Raw genomic sequence first — 15,306 nt, forward strand, 5'->3', positions numbered from 1 at the left:
TCCTGTAACAATAGTTACAAAGACTTGTAACTATTGTTACAAATCTTTGAGCAGCTTGATCTGCCTGTTGTAAATAAGCAATTTTTTATCATTCTCCAGCTTTTTCAGAAGTCTTGAGATCACCACCCGGTTGGTACCCAGTTCTTCGCCGATTTGCTGATGGGTAAGATTGACGACTGAGGATCCGGCAATCTTTGACTTCTCTTTGAGGTAGTTGATCAGTCTTTCGTCCATTTTTTTAAAAGCAACCTCATCTATACATTTTATCATTTCAGTAAATCGATTCAGTATCGTTGTCATTACATACTTTTTCCAGGATGCATATTTCATCATCCATTCATCCATCAGCGCCACAGGAATACAAAGCAAAACACTATCTTCTTCGGCAACTCCTTTTATTACACTTGTTTGGGACAGCATGCAACAGTTAAATGTCATAGCACAGCTTTCTCCTTCTTTCACATAATACAATAGTAATTCCTGGCCTTCGTCATTAATCCGGCTTACTTTAACAGTACCACTAACCAGGATTGGAACTGCCCTTATTACCTGTCCAATGTTGAGCATGGTATCGCCGCTTTTTACTTCCATGAGCATGGATTTTTCTTCCAATTCAGCAAGAAAAGAAGGTTCGAAAAAAGCAGAGAATTTATTTAAATAGTCCGGGGGTTGACTGATCATTTTTTGGGTATAAATAGGGGTGAAAGGATATACAATGTGGCAAAGGTACAAATGGTAGGATTGGAAACTCATTCCACTAAACAAAGTCTTTTATCAACTTCCCTGATACTGCAAAATTGGCTAATTCTTCAGGCCATTCAGGTTCGCTTAAGCAGGAAATTACATAAGTATTTGACATTCAATTACTTAAACTACTTAGATTCAAGATAGTTCAACTATCAAGGAATCCTTGACAGTTGGATTTTTTCCTCCGTACTTAGAATTTTGCCTGAGTAAGACTGTGAACTGTTCGGAAATTCCGAACAGTTCACCCGGGTTAACGCATTCTCGAATTGAACTGTTGCATTTTCTGCAACAGTTCAATTTTCAGTATGTGCATTTTTTGCACTATCTGAATTTATTCATAACTTACTGCATATAAACACATTATATTCAAAACTGAAGAAGTTAACTTCAAATAACATGCGATACCGGCAAGTTTTACCCCACCGCGATTTGGCACCATATATTGATGCTTACTGGACAATAACCGGAAAATCTACAATTGCTGCAGCAGAAAAAATTATGCCCGACGGATGTATTGATATTATTCTTAATCTGGGCGAAGATTTCAAGACGGACAACGGGAGCTTTTTGATGAAGAATCAGCAGGCTTATTTAGTGGGTACAATGACACGATACAAGGAAATTATACGGTCGGGGGATACAAACCTTATAGGTATCCGATTTAAACCAGGAGCCTTTTTATTTTTCTATAACCATTCTTTCCTGCATCAAATAGTAGATAAGACTGTTGAATTTGAAAAAAAAGCAGCTCCTGAAATCAATGAAGATAGCAGAGATTTGGCCAGTTGCTTAAATCGTTTTTTTTTAGACAAACTATCCCCATCCTATCCCATACAGTTGCTCAATGCAGTTGTTGCTGATATAAACAAATTAAAAGGCCTTGTAACAGTAGAGGCTTTGGCCAAAAAACATTTTATAAGCTTACGGCAGCTTGAAAGGAATTTCAAACTTTATATAGGTATCAGTCCAAAAGAATATATTAATTTCGTTCGGTATCAGTTCGTCCTTGAAAAAATCAGGAATAACCATCCAAAAAAAAGCTTGCAGGACATTGCCTGTGATAGCGGGTATTACGATCACGCCCATTTATCCAATGAAATCAGGAAACACACGGGTTCTACTCCATCCGAAATGTAAATTGTCGTTTTTTTCCAAAATAGGAATGAAAAGACATTTGTAGGTTTGTAATCAAAAAATGAACACAAAATTATTTTTTGGCTCATTAGCCTTGATTACAACATTATCATACAATTATTCTAATCATAAAACAAATAGTAGGATGAAACCACGTATAACCGTTCTGACCTTAGGTGTTGATGATTTAGAAAGGTCGTATAAATTTTATCATGATGGGCTGGGCTTACCAACCAAGGGAATTATCGGCAGAGAATTTGAACATGGGGCAGTCGCATTTTTTGATTTGCAACAAGGTATGAAACTCGCACTCTGGCCACGAAAAGATTTGGCTTGGGATGCTGGGATTTCCAAAACCGCTCCATGTCCGACCGAGCTTTCTATCGGCTATAATGTCAATAACAAAGAGGAAGTCGACTCGGTAATGGAATTAGCAAAATTGGCCGGCGCAAAAATATCCAAAAAGGCAAGGGAAACATTTTGGGGCGGCTATGCTGGTTATTTTCAGGATCCAGATGGGCATTTGTGGGAGGTGGCCTGGAATCCACAAATGATACCGATTGATTAATTTTAAGGGGCTAACATTACAATAACATTTGCTGGATGATCATGGCTTTTGAACCCTTCCAATAATCCGTTATCTTTGGCCGGATCATCTTTACCAGGTATTTAATGCGAATGAAAAAAGTATTGCCGCTCCTTATAACGCTATGGTTCTCTCTATCCTGTATTATTGCCGGGGCGCAAACCACTTTACTAACGGGGGTCATAAAGGACTCTTCCAATGGCAAACCTCTGGCAGGAGTCAGTGTATTTCTCAACGGCACCTCCAGAGGAACGGTAAGTCGAAACGACGGCAGTTTCGTTTTGCAGGGATTCCCTCAGGGGCGGTACCAACTCATCGTTTCTACTATCGGCTATGCTACCTATGTAACGGAGATTAACAGTCATAATCTTCCCCCTTCTTTAAAAATATCTCTGTATACGGCAGCTGACGAGTTAGCAGCGGTAACGGTAGAACCGTACCTGAAGGATGGGTGGAGTAAATATGGAAGGACTTTCCTTCAATATTTTATCGGTACGACCGGGAATGCCTCTTATTGTACGATAAAAAACAAGAACGTTTTACGATTTCATTTTTCACTCAAAAGTAACAGGCTTTCCGTGACTGCCATTGAGCCCCTGCTCATAGAAAACAAAGCCCTTGGTTATGAATTGGAATACCGGCTCGAACGCTTCGTCTGTGATTTTGCCTCCCAAATCGTTTCCTATTATGGCTATCCTCTTTTTAGGGATATGCGTGCGGATGATGATTTCAAAAAGAAAAAATGGGAGACTAATCGCCAACTAGCCTATTTGGGCTCCATGATGCATTTCATGCGCAGCCTCTATAATAGTAAACTAAGGGAAGATGGGTTTATTGTAAAATACAAGATTCCGGTGCCCAACCTCGAAAAGAAAAGAGTAAAAGAGATCTATCACCTCAATATTACCCCAACGGATTCTATTCCCATAGATACCCTTCATCATTATTGGGAAGTGTTGCGGGAACCCGATTATTACCTCCAAACCGTCAACGATCCGAACGGATTACTAACCATTCAGAAAGATCAGACCCGGGTAATGTTCTTTAACGAAGATTGCACCGTGATTTATGGAAATCCGAAAAGAGGAATTGCCTATATGGAGTCTTCTATCCGGTTAATGTATCAACAGGCCATTGCTATAGACGAAAATGGAAGTTATTATCCCCAAACCGAAGTCCTTTGTCTCCAAAACTGGAGTATAACCCAGAATATATCCAATCTCCTGCCCCGGGATTATAACATCAATGCGCAATTCTAGCGTCATTATCAAAGTAGAACTGTAGTAATTATCTTTAATGCCAACGAGGGAGCCCGAAAATATTTACTCTTCCTTAAAATCAGGCCGAAAGAGATATTGTAACTTCAGGCAATGAACCTCACCCTACTTGTCATCCGATCCGCAATACCAGAACAACTAGCCCAATTCTATACATTATTAGGCCTGTTATTCAGGAATTGAAGTTGCGCTCTGTCACCTTTTACCAGACTCCAGAGATCACGGAATGGGGCATTATGGCTATTGTTGCGGATCCGGAAGGACGAAAAATTGAACTTTACAAAAAATAGCCCATGCGGCCTTTTTACCATAAAATTCAATAGGGCAGCAACGCTTTATCGAGGATCCCCAACGAAGGATTGGGATTTTGCAACAAAAAGCCCGGACGAAAAGTAATTGGGAACTTTTGGAACCTATTTAAGGGCATTCATTCATGCGGTATTTTACATAAATTTAGTATTAGATAATGGCAGATTAACCGTTCAACCTTTCCTTAAAATCAGTTTATGTTTAGAAATTTTATACGTTCGGCCTGGCGGAACCTGTTAAAACACAAAACTAATACCTTTATAAATATTGCAGGCCTCGGCATAGGCATGTCCGTTGCCCTCCTGATAGGCCTTTGGATCTGGAATGAGTTGTCCTTCGACCATTACCATGAACGCTTTAAACGTATTGCTCAGGCCATGGATGTTCAAACGTTCAACGGAAACGCCAGCACCAGCGAAGCAATAGCCATTCCGCTGGCTGACGCCATACGGACCAGGTACCGCGATGATTTCAAACATGTCGCTCTTGCCTTCCCCACTTACACCCACTCACTAGCTGTCGGCGACAAACAGGTTTCGGCTCCCGGTACCTGGGCAGACCCCGAATTGCCAGAGATCCTGACTTTCAAAATGATCAGTGGTCAGCGGAATGCATTGAAAGATGCTTCGTCTGCACTGATCAGCCAATCCCTGGCAACAGCCCTTTTCGGGAAGGAAGATGCGACGAACAAGGCTATTACCCTGGACAATTCGGTCGTGCTCAAAGTGGGCGGGGTATTCGAAGACCTCCCCGAAAATACCACCTTTCACAATACAACAATCTTCCTCCCCTGGAATAAGGCACTGACCGTACTTCCCTGGCTAAAAGAGAATACGACACTATGGGATGCACGTTTCTGGAAATTGTTCGTTGAACTAAATGAGGGCGTCGACCTGGCTAAAGCCAATGCAAAGATCAGGGATATTGCCAAACCTTTTATTAAAGATGGCAACGAAGAGATCTTCTTGCACCCGATGAGCAGGTGGCACCTGTATAATGAGTTTCGGGAAGGTAAAGCTTATGGGGGTCGGCTTAAACTGGTATGGCTGTTTTCGATAATTGGAGTGTTTATACTAGTGCTTGCCTGCATTAACTTCATGAACCTGACTACCGCCAGCAGTACCATTAGAGCCAAAGAAGTAGGCATACGTAAAGCCATCGGTTCTACACGTTGGCAGTTAATGGCACAATTTTTCAGTGAAGCCATACTTACAAGTTTTATAGCATTCGTAATAGCCATAGGAATCGCCCAACTGTCCTTACCATTTTTCAATGAAATATCGCATAAACAGGTGTTAGTCCCTTATACAAGCCTCGTTTTCTGGGCATTGATCCTGCTGGCTTCCCTCCTTACCGGACTCTTCGCTGGCAGCTACCCCTCCTTTTACCTGTCAGCTTTCCAACCGATCAAAGTGTTAAAAGGGGGCTTTGCAGCCGGTCCCAGTTCCGCATTGCCCCGGAAGATATTGTTAGTGATCCAGTTTACAGTAACCATCGTGCTTATGATCGGGACGATCATCGTTTACCGTCAAATACAGTACGCGAAGGATAGACCCACAGGCTATCAACGAGATGGACTCCTTACCATAAATATGAATACACCTGAACTCAACAGCGCTCCATACAACAGGCTGCGGGATGAGCTGATACAGACGGGCATGGTGACAGAAATAGCTGAATCCTCATTCACTACTACTGAAAATATCAGGCTTGATAAGGATTTTTCGTGGAAAGGGAAAGATCCCAATGTGGCATCCCTCATCGGTACCGTAGGCGCAACACACGATTATGGCAAGGCTGTTGGGTGGCAATTAAAAGAGGGAAGGGATTTTTCAAGGGATTTTTCCTCGGACTCGTCCATGATCATTATCAATGAAGAAACAGCCAGACTCACCGGAATGCAACACCCCATCGGAGAATCGATTCGCTTCAGTGGGAAAGATCATAAGATCCTGGGCGTAGTGAAAGACATGATCACACAATCACCCTATACCCACCCGAATCCAACAATTTTTTACATGACCTATAAAGAGAACAATATTCTCTTAATAAAACTTCGGCCAACGGGCTCCTTGCATAATGCGATCGCCAGGCTCGAGCCCGTGATCAAACGGTTCAGTCCAGGCGCATTTGAATATCAGTTTGCAGATGAAGAATATGCCCGGAAATTCGATAATGAAGTGCAGATCGGCAAACTGGCCATGGTGTTCACCGTACTGGCGATCTTTATCTCCTGCCTGGGATTGTTCGGGCTGGCATCCTTCACTGCAGAACAGCGAAGAAAGGAGATCGGCGTTCGAAAAGTGTTGGGGGCATCCGTATTCAATCTATGGGGACTGTTGCTGAAAGATTTTGTTGTGCTGATAATAGTTTCTCTGCTAATCGCCTCGCCCATTGTATACCTTTTTATGTACAACTGGCTGCAAAATTATGAGTATCGTACCGCTATATCCTGGTGGATCTTCCTTGCCACCGGTATCGGTACTCTGGCTATAACTGTGACGACAGTAAGCTACCAATCAATTAAGGCTGCAACGGCTAATCCGAAGGACAGTTTAAATGACCAATGAGTAGCCGGCATTCTTTTCAATGCGGATGGCTTATAACTTGCTGACCTTTCGCACCGTAAGGCCTTCTGTTGTTCTTACTCCAATCAGATAAATTCCTGGCGGCAACGCGCCGATGAAAAGGGTAGCCTGATGACCATCAGGCGGTATTTGTCTTATTAGCTCCATTCCCGAGGTACTACTGACTGAAATGCTGAGAAGACGGGCGGGGCTGTTTATGTTGATCTGGCTGACGGCAGGATTTGGATAAACCAGCATTTCCTGGCGGGCAAGTATTCCTTCAAGCATTAATACTTTGCTGAACGAGAAGAAGCCGTCAATATCCACCAACTTTAATCGGTAATAGTTGTGGAGCCCCATGTAGGTACTTGTAAAGGTATAATCGCTTTTACCTGTGGCAGGCACCTTGCCCATATCGGTATAGCTGGCACCGTCGACGCCTTCTTCTATCGTATAATGGCTGAAGCTCACTTCATTCTCTACTTTCCAATGCAGCACCTGGCCAGAAGCGGTATTCTGCCCGGTAAAGCTGATAAGGTGCACTGGCAGGGGAAGAGAAGGAGCCGTCGTTGTTATATTGGTCAGATCAAAGCCCTGTGGTAAAGTAGTAGTCGCACGAATCTCATCGATATTATCATAATTACTGCCAAAGTTGGTAGAGGTTAATGCTGTTTCATGAGCAGGCGCCACGTAATTGATTGTTATTGTAGAACCCGTAACCATGGTTCCTGCTTTAAAGGCTGTCAGCGTCATCGTTTGTGAATTACCCGCATTACCCGGATAAATTGTCAAACCTGTTAATTTAAAGGTGGCCCCCGATGTACTTTTAAGAACACCCGTTGCTACCGAACCAACGGCCCCATTCCTGAAATACCTTAGATAAAAATGTGTTGTAGCAGTCACTTTAATAATTCCCAAGCTGGCAGGGGAGGCGACGGTTGTCCCGCTCCCGTTTATTGCCTTCCCAGTATATATCGGAATTAACCGCGCATCCTTCTTGCAAGAAGATAGAACATTTAGTAACTTGGGCCTCATATATCCAAACAGACTTATATGGCCCCAATCATTATCTCCTTCCGTCTTCGTCTCAACGAACTTTTCAGCGCTAATTATTATGTAGTCACCCGCCGGGTCATACGCAAATCTACGCTGCTGATCCCACTAATCGGAATCGGGGCAGCTATCGTGCTCGAATTAGTCCTCACTTCCGATAGGACCTTCGACTGGGCTTCCCTGTTAAATTATCTAATACCACTAGCTATATTCTTCTTCATCTTCCTGCTTGCGATCTATTTAGCCGCCGCCTTCAATTATTATATCCACCCCGCGAATTTCACTCATCTGGTTTATCAATTTAACTTCTGGGGGTTGACGATCTCCAATAATACCGGAGATAGCGCCCATCCCTGGCGGTCCTTGGATTGCCGTGAAACGAAAACTTGCTTCCTGTTCTTCTTAACGCGATATAAAGCCATAGTCCTACCGAAACGGGTCTTTGAAACAAAGGAAGAAGAAGAACGCTTCCTTAGCTTACTCGAGGAGCAACTTGGGTCGCCGACTCGTCCTACAGCCCGTCGATAATTATTGTAAGATCGCCTCCATACTAACTGCCGCAGAGTTTATTCCACCATTAGCCTTAATATCAATTGGAAAGGTCGCCGGTAAGTATTATTTTCAATAAGTATTATAATCAGATAAAAATGTCGGATGAAACGAATCTATTCTATTGACTTTACCCGGGGAATGGTGATGATCATTATGACACTTGACCATACAAGGGACTACTTGTATATCGATGCCACCACACATAACCCGACAGATCTGTCGACGACGACGCCAATCCTTTTTTTTACACGCTGGGTTACGCATCTATGTGCACCAATTTTTGTATTTCTGTCCGGATTGTCCGCTTGGCTCTCTTTAAAAAGCCGATCCGATACCCGGGAAAACAGGAACTTCTTATGTAAAAGGGGGGTATGGCTGATCATCCTGGAGCTCACCCTTGTCAACTTTGCCATTTGGATGGATATCCAATTCCGTACATTGATTTTCGAAGTAATAGGCACCATTGGGGTTGGCTTTATCATCCTCTCGCTCCTTAATAAATTCTCTCCCAGGATATTGGGGATAGCCGGGTTAATCATTATTTTCGGTCATGACCTTTTTTCGATGACCATGTTACCATCCAATCCCGTAATAAAATTTATTGGGTCCTTATTAATGGGATCTGGCGTTTTTAAGCTAAGTCCTCACCTGCTCTTCATTATCCGCTATCCCGTCTTGCCCTGGCTGGGAATAATGCTGGTTGGTTTTGCCTGCGGCCAGATTTTTGAATACCCGGTTGAGGTCCGGAAAAAAATATTCCTTCGTATAGGGATTACCTCAATCGCGCTTTTCATTTTACTTCGCTTAGCCAATATTTATGGGGACCCTTCCCCTTGGTTTGTCCAGAAAGATTCGGTTTTTACGTTTCTGTCTTTTATGAATATCAGCAAGTATCCTCCTTCCCTTCTATTTACCCTGGTAACGCTGGGTATTCTATTTCTGGTTTTATTTCTTTGTGAGGGGAAAAATAATAATTTCACACAAGTCGTATCGGTTTATGGAAAGACTCCACTTTTCTATTTCCTGTTACATTTATATATTATTCACTCCATCATGTTCCTCATGCTTTTTTTGCAGGGATTTCATCCAAAGGACCTGCTCTTTGGTATGGGTAAACCTGAGGAACCTGCAGGTATAGGATTACCAGCAGTTTACCTGGTATGGTTAGGTGTAGTAATGATGATGTACCCTTTGTGCCGGAGTTATGGACTTTATAAGACGAACCACCGGGATAACAAGTGGCTGCGGTATCTTTAGAATTACCCTATTTCCTCGAAATCGATTGTAGCAGAGCAATTTCCTATCGAAGATCAAAGCCCCTTAGTCAGGAGAGGATCAGCCTCCTTTTGGCTCGTGCGGTTCCTGTGCTGAAGCCCCCATTTCTTTATCTCTTCCATCATAGGAAGAATAGTCCATCCAAAATCGGTCAACTTATATTCTACGGTTGGTGGCACAGTTGCGAAGACCTCTCTGCTAACAAGTCCATCGGCTTCCAGTTCACGTAACTGCGTTGTCAGCATGGTGGGCGAAATACCGGTTACTTCTCTTTCCAGGACTTTAAACCGCTTAGGGCTTTCTTTGATCAGCGCATAAAGTATACGCCATTTGTATTTCCCGCTCAATAAACTCACCGCATATTCCACCGGACAAAGAATTTCTTTTCTTTTTTTATTTTTTATATCATTCATTTTCAAATTACTATAGTTTTTTTAACTAATACAGTTTCTTTATACTACTTGTAAATTTATAGTATTGGATTTAGTTTTGAAAGAAAATCAACAAAATGGCTGAATTAATGAATGCAATTTGCATTACCCCAAACGAAGGGGTCAGACTGGAGAAAGTGCAACGTCCTGAAACAGCGGCGCCGGAACATTTGATCGTCAAAATGACTGCTTCGGCTATAAACCCCGGTGACAAGGCTTTCATAAGCCGCCCGCTTCCCCCGGGTTCTGTAACAAGTTTGTACAATGTATATGGTGTATCCGGTGCAGGCAAGGTCATAGCAACCGGCGATGGAGTTCCTACACACTTTATCGGAAAAAATGTAATGATGTACCGTTCCTTGAAATTCAGCGAACATATGATCGGCACGTGGTGTGAATACGCTCATGTGCCCTTCCTGGATTGTGTGATCCTCCCGGATAATGTAAACCCCGAAGAATATTCCGGCTCCATGGTCAATAGCATTACGCCATACGCCTTCCTGAAACTTTCCGAAGCCGATGGACACAAGGGCATAATCAGCACTGCAGGAAGCTCGGCTACCGGCATTGCGATGGTAGGGATGTCGCTTGCTTACCAATTCCCACTGATCTCCATCGTAAGAAACCAGGAAGGAAAAAAGAAACTAGGAGAATTGGGCGCCAAACATGTTGTCGCCCAGGATGACGCCGATTTTACCGAACGATTAAACGCACTATCCGAATCGCTGCAGGCAACCGGCGTATTCGACGGTGTAGGCGGAGAAATATTAAATAAGATAATACCAGTGTTGCCGCCCAATTCTACCATTTATTCTTACGGCTACCTTGGGGATGCTATTCCTCTGACCGTCCATACCCTTACACTAGCGGCAAAGAGTATATCCATACGCCCCTTCGGGAACATCAGAACGCCAACTGTCCAGGACCCCGAAAACCTGGCAAATGCATTGCAGGAAATTGCTAAGATCATACACATGCCCCATTTTAAAACCATCGTGGGAAAGAAGTTCGGGTTCGCTGCGATAAACGATGCCCTGTCATTTGTTGGGAAGGATGGGGAGAAGGCCATATTGGTGGCGTTGCATTGAAAGCAAATCTCCTCATTTTGAGGCATTCTTCCTACCTTGTCAAAAACTGAGTTATACCTACAGATCATACCAAAACATTCATCGTTGTTCAAACCTTTGAACATTGGTCTGCTCTTTTTTAAGGATAGCCCCGGCTAATTAATAATGAATCAAAGGATCGCACATATTACACTGCTCGTTCTTGATTATGATAAAGCAATTGATTTCTATACCAAAAAGCTAAACTTTACCTTAATCGAAGACACCTTATTAAATGAGACAAAGCGGTGGGTTTTGGTAGAGCCTAAAGGCGCTGGCGAATGTTGTCTGCTATTAGCCAAAGCAGCCAATGAAGAACAGTACAGCAGAGTGGGTAATCAAACCGGGGGAAGAGTATTTTTATTTTTGCAATACGGATGACTTTGAGCGGGATTTTCAAAATCTCCTGGACCAGGGGGTCAAAATCATGCGGGAACCTGTAAAGGAGCTTTAAGGGATGGTAGCCGTTTTCTCGGACCTATATGGTAATCTCTGGGATTTGATTGGACCTTCAATAAAATAATATCGAATTATACAGGGTATACAAAGAAAAGATGGTAACTGCTCAATAACATCCAAAAGCCTGGCTCTACCAACTATATTCGCGCAAAACTCAGGCTATGATCCGGAAACTATTGACTTCAATCTCCATAATCGGAACCACATTATCTATGAACAGTTGCGGCAAGCCCAATAATATGCCGCCTCCTGCAACGCCTTCGAATAAATGTTTCCTGGTTTCTGAAACCGTAAACGGCGGGCCTGGTTATGGCACCTCATGGGTATATCAATATGATGCAGATGGGCACCTGTTAAAAGGAACCAATCCTCCGATTGGGGTTATACAGCAGACGGCCTGCTTGCCGTTAATGGAAACCAGATAGGAATAGGCTTCGGTAAGTTGATATTTGCATATTCCTACGCGGGCGATCTGAAAGCTGGCATCCCAAGTAGTGGTTACATGGATTTTACCAGCGATGGCGTCGGCAATCCCAAATGGGAGGAATATATATTTGGCTACGACGGAAAAAAAACGGATGACTTCGGCATCAATCAAGGCTGGTACGATCAACATCAGATACGATGACAACGACCAACTATTACCATTGAAGGCTACGATGACAAGCCTTCACCTTATGCTGCAGACCCGAAGATCTGGATATTTACGCAACAAATGCGCAATTGGAGCTACTTTAATGAATACCGTATCATAGCTGCCCTGAGTAAAAATAACCCTGGCAAAATCACCACTGATTATGCAGATGATCCAACGTCCAAGAGTGTAGATACCATACTTTATCAATATAGTGACAAGAACATGCCTGCTTCGGTAACAGTGCAAAGAACGTATCGGGGTAGCAAAACAAGTTACCAGTCGAATTATTATGGCTACGACTGCAAATAGCTTATGAAGGTCTACCAAGGGGGATCCGGCGGCTCACGGGGATTATTGTAAATTTTCCCTGTGAGCCATAACAACCGTAAGTCCCAAAAGCCCCAACTACTTCCCTAGTTCTTTTCTTTTCGATACCTCCCATAAGCCTGAATGGCAAAAGTTCCATGAATTAGTGGTTCCACAGACTAAATAAAAATTCGGCGTCATATTTAAAATAACTACATTTATTATCTCTTATCCCTGGTACCAATCTTTGCCCTTCCCCTACCCTCTCCCTTACCCTTTTCCCGGCCCTTCTATTTATTAATCTTTAAAACTCAAAACCAATGAAGCATTCCAGATTTAGCGGCTCGCTATTTTGTGCAGCCATGGTATTTTTTTTAATCTCATGCGGGGGAAGTGGCAATGAAAAGACGACTGCCACCGACTCTACCGCTGCCGCAGACTCTGCCGCCAAAGCAACCGCAGTAGTGCCGGAAAAAACTACAATCGTCACCACACCCCAAAACCTGATGGTAATAACACACAAAGTGGCCAATTTTGAGAAATGGCTTGTCGCCTATGAAGGACATGATTCCGCAAGACTGGCCAGTGGCATACACAGCTACGTAATAGGCCGTGGTTTAGAGGATACCAATATGGTGATGATCGCTACAAAAATAGACGACCTGGTGAAGGCAAAAGCATTTAGTAAGGACCCCAGCCTTAAAAAGGCAATGCAAAAAGGTGGCGTAATTAGCGCCCCCATGGTCTCCCTTACTACAGCAACCTGGCAGGATACTGTTACTTTGGCTACAAAACTTCGGTCGAGAACGGTGTTTATGGTTAAAGACTGGGATGCCTGGCAAAAAGCATTTCAGGAGGGTAAGCAGGAAAGAATGGATAATGGCATCCTTGACAGGATAATCAGCCATGATGCAGACGACAATAAAAAAGTAGCGCTGGTAACGGCTTTAACTGATACGACCAAAGCCTTCGCTTATTATAAATCAGATGCACTGAAAAAAAGAAGGGCAGCCAGCGGTGCGATCGGCGAACCTGTGCGGTTTTTGTTCAGGATTGTGAAACGGTATTGATAGTAAATATATATCTCCTGTCTCCGCTGCTTTAGCTTACGCCTCAGACGTAATAGCTAACGAAGCGGTAATTTAAAATAGTCGGGGTATAACCAGGGAATCCAAACATATTCCCAAATCATACCCTGACTAAATCCAATTCATTACTTATCAATTCTTCAGGTTAATCAGGTTAACGACTACCTTGATCATCATATCCTTTTCCTCCGGCTTACTTTCCGCGATCATTAGGGTAAGCGCAACCAGGGCATTATCCGCAATTTTTTTAGAGCCATCTGGTTTGTATAAGATTGCGTTCTTCTCCAGGAACCAAACAAACAAGAAAGCGGCTATTCGTTTATTACCATCCGAGAAGGAATGATTTTTTATCACAAAATAAAGGAGATTAGCCGCCTTCTCTTCTACGCTGGGATAAAGATCCGTTCCTCCGAAGGTTTGGTAAATAGCCGCAAGGGACCCTTGAAAAGACTCATCTTTTTCATTCCCAAAAAGGCTGCTACCCCCGAATTTATCCTTTAGCCCCTTAATCGCATCCATTGCCGCCGGATAGGTAATCTGGAATAGTTCCTTCCGCGTAGTGGCGTCAATTTCCAATATCTGGTGGTCATACTGATCCAAAACATCCAAAGCATAGGCATAATCAGTAACTACTTTTAATAATCCGGTAGCTTCATCAGAATTCAAAGCCTTGCTTTCGATCACGTTACCCAGGAGTTTTACCGTCTGTTTTAGCTCATCCAACTGGCGGGATTGCTCTTTAAATCGCTTTTGATCGATTGCATAACCCTTTGTAAGATAATCCTTTAGGATTTTATTAGCCCAGATCCTGAATTGTGTTCCTTGAGGAGATTTCACCCGATATCCGACTGAAATGATGACATCTAAGGAATAATAATTAATAGGCTTTTTAGCAAATTCGGGATTTCCGAATTTATTCATAGTCAATTCAATATCAAGCTCTTTTTCAGAATAAATATTCTTAATATGTTCGTTGATCGTTGATCTTGCCTTCTGAAATAGCTCGGACATTTGATCCTGAGTTAGCCAGACTGTTTCATTTTCAAGCTTAACCTCTACTTGAGTATTATTAGCTCCGCCTTCATAAAAAATCACATCCCCTTTCTTTTCCATAATTCTTAATTTAATCAGTTAAAATAAATTGTTTCAATCCGGGTTTTACCCGTCATACAATTAGCGTTAAGCGCCAAAGGAGGTGAACAGCAGATTTATAAGAAAGGATGTAGAATTCAAAAGTAATAATTTTCTAAGATCGACAATAAATAATTATATAAAACTATTGTTTTGCACCCCGTAAGGGCTAAATTGAAGGAGAAAAAACGAGTTGTTGCATAAAATGCAACAACTCGTTTTTTTGCCAAACTTCGATATTTGATTTACTATAATAAAATTATTTAATAAGGTAAATTGGCTAAACATGAGGTATGTGCATTTTTTGCACGAACTGGGTCTAGTAACTACTGAAAGATTATTCCAGTATGCATACAGCGTCATCCGTAATTTCATCCAGGTTGCCAACTCGGAATGCTTCATCCCCTATGGCTCGTATCGTATGAAATTGCACCAGGCATTCTCCCCAGTATAGATCAACCTCCTTACCGATATAGTCTGCCGCATTAAAAGTAAGCACGATGCGGAAAGGCCCGTCCCCTGTCGCCTGCAATCGTTGATACAACTGTTTGCTGAATGCTAGCCCTGCCTGTAGATACGCGAATGGTATGGAATTAAATCTGTGGAGTCTTATTCAAAGCCGTCCGGGTTTAAATTGCCTTTAACCGA

Annotated in this window: 16 protein-coding genes; 11 read left to right on the forward strand and 5 right to left on the reverse strand. The window is 42.7% G+C overall.

The window, feature by feature from the left end:
• Positions 1–36: 36 nt before the first annotated feature.
• Positions 37–681 carry a Crp/Fnr family transcriptional regulator gene (locus tag ACX0G9_RS15615; protein WP_459065861.1) on the reverse strand — a complete coding sequence of 215 codons (645 nt, stop codon included), beginning with the start codon at positions 679–681 and terminating at the stop codon, positions 37–39.
• A 462-nt stretch (positions 682–1,143) separates the two neighbouring features.
• Here ACX0G9_RS15615 and ACX0G9_RS15620 point away from each other — a divergent pair, with 462 nt between their 5' ends.
• The 4 genes from ACX0G9_RS15620 to ACX0G9_RS15635 all read left to right on the forward strand — a co-directional run bounded on the left by ACX0G9_RS15620 (position 1,144) and on the right by ACX0G9_RS15635 (position 6,623).
• A complete protein-coding gene (locus tag ACX0G9_RS15620) occupies positions 1,144–1,884 on the forward strand; it encodes a DUF6597 domain-containing transcriptional factor (RefSeq protein ID WP_459065862.1) in 741 nt (246 codons plus the stop codon).
• 58 nt (positions 1,885–1,942) lie between these two features.
• On the forward strand, positions 1,943–2,449 hold the full coding sequence (locus ACX0G9_RS15625; protein ID WP_459065863.1) for a VOC family protein: 507 nt from the start codon (positions 1,943–1,945) through the stop codon (positions 2,447–2,449).
• A 110-nt stretch (positions 2,450–2,559) separates the two neighbouring features.
• Positions 2,560–3,726 carry a carboxypeptidase-like regulatory domain-containing protein gene (locus tag ACX0G9_RS15630; protein ID WP_459065864.1) on the forward strand — a complete coding sequence of 389 codons (1,167 nt, stop codon included), beginning with the start codon at positions 2,560–2,562 and terminating at the stop codon, positions 3,724–3,726.
• Between the two features lie 524 nt (positions 3,727–4,250).
• Positions 4,251–6,623, forward strand: coding sequence for an ABC transporter permease (locus ACX0G9_RS15635; RefSeq protein ID WP_459065865.1), 2,373 nt, complete (start codon positions 4,251–4,253; stop codon positions 6,621–6,623).
• Between the two features lie 30 nt (positions 6,624–6,653).
• On the opposite strand, the gene ACX0G9_RS15640 is transcribed toward ACX0G9_RS15635, so the two are convergent.
• A complete protein-coding gene (locus ACX0G9_RS15640; RefSeq protein ID WP_459065866.1) occupies positions 6,654–7,412 on the reverse strand; it encodes a T9SS type A sorting domain-containing protein in 759 nt (252 codons plus the stop codon).
• Positions 7,413–7,673: 261 nt separating this feature from the next.
• Between ACX0G9_RS15640 and ACX0G9_RS15645 the strand changes: the two genes are divergently transcribed.
• Both ACX0G9_RS15645 and ACX0G9_RS15650 read left to right on the forward strand, forming a co-directional pair.
• Positions 7,674–8,201, forward strand: coding sequence for a YcxB family protein (locus tag ACX0G9_RS15645; RefSeq protein ID WP_459065867.1), 528 nt, complete (start codon positions 7,674–7,676; stop codon positions 8,199–8,201).
• Between the two features lie 126 nt (positions 8,202–8,327).
• On the forward strand, positions 8,328–9,482 hold the full coding sequence (locus tag ACX0G9_RS15650) for a DUF1624 domain-containing protein (protein ID WP_459065868.1): 1,155 nt from the start codon (positions 8,328–8,330) through the stop codon (positions 9,480–9,482).
• 53 nt (positions 9,483–9,535) lie between these two features.
• On the opposite strand, the gene ACX0G9_RS15655 is transcribed toward ACX0G9_RS15650, so the two are convergent.
• Positions 9,536–9,913 (reverse strand): winged helix-turn-helix transcriptional regulator, encoded by a 378-nt coding sequence (locus ACX0G9_RS15655; protein WP_459065869.1) that lies wholly within the window; start codon positions 9,911–9,913, stop codon positions 9,536–9,538.
• A gap of 95 nt (positions 9,914–10,008) precedes the next feature.
• Here ACX0G9_RS15655 and ACX0G9_RS15660 point away from each other — a divergent pair, with 95 nt between their 5' ends.
• The 5 genes from ACX0G9_RS15660 to ACX0G9_RS15680 all read left to right on the forward strand — a co-directional run bounded on the left by ACX0G9_RS15660 (position 10,009) and on the right by ACX0G9_RS15680 (position 13,509).
• Positions 10,009–11,019, forward strand: a complete 1,011-nt coding sequence (locus ACX0G9_RS15660; RefSeq protein WP_459065870.1) for a zinc-binding dehydrogenase — start codon at positions 10,009–10,011, stop codon at positions 11,017–11,019.
• 144 nt (positions 11,020–11,163) lie between these two features.
• Positions 11,164–11,418 (forward strand): VOC family protein, encoded by a 255-nt coding sequence (locus ACX0G9_RS15665; RefSeq protein WP_459065871.1) that lies wholly within the window; start codon positions 11,164–11,166, stop codon positions 11,416–11,418.
• Between the two features lie 239 nt (positions 11,419–11,657).
• Complete coding sequence (locus tag ACX0G9_RS15670) at positions 11,658–11,921, forward strand: hypothetical protein (RefSeq protein WP_459065872.1); 264 nt, start codon at positions 11,658–11,660, stop codon at positions 11,919–11,921.
• Positions 11,922–11,998: 77 nt separating this feature from the next.
• Positions 11,999–12,124: a hypothetical protein gene (locus tag ACX0G9_RS15675; RefSeq protein WP_459065873.1), complete on the forward strand. Its 126-nt coding sequence runs from the start codon at positions 11,999–12,001 to the stop codon at positions 12,122–12,124.
• 635 nt (positions 12,125–12,759) lie between these two features.
• Entirely contained in the window at positions 12,760–13,509 is a 750-nt protein-coding gene (locus tag ACX0G9_RS15680; protein ID WP_459065874.1) for a hypothetical protein, read from the forward strand.
• A gap of 150 nt (positions 13,510–13,659) precedes the next feature.
• Here ACX0G9_RS15680 and rhuM read toward each other — a convergent pair whose 3' ends face one another.
• Together rhuM and ACX0G9_RS15690 are read right to left on the reverse strand one after the other, a co-directional pair.
• On the reverse strand, positions 13,660–14,640 hold the full coding sequence (rhuM, locus tag ACX0G9_RS15685) for a RhuM family protein (RefSeq protein WP_459065875.1): 981 nt from the start codon (positions 14,638–14,640) through the stop codon (positions 13,660–13,662).
• A gap of 355 nt (positions 14,641–14,995) precedes the next feature.
• Positions 14,996–15,202, reverse strand: coding sequence for a hypothetical protein (locus ACX0G9_RS15690; protein WP_459065876.1), 207 nt, complete (start codon positions 15,200–15,202; stop codon positions 14,996–14,998).
• Positions 15,203–15,306: the final 104 nt, after the last annotated feature.

The sequence above is a fragment of the Flavitalea flava genome (genome assembly GCF_054461575.1).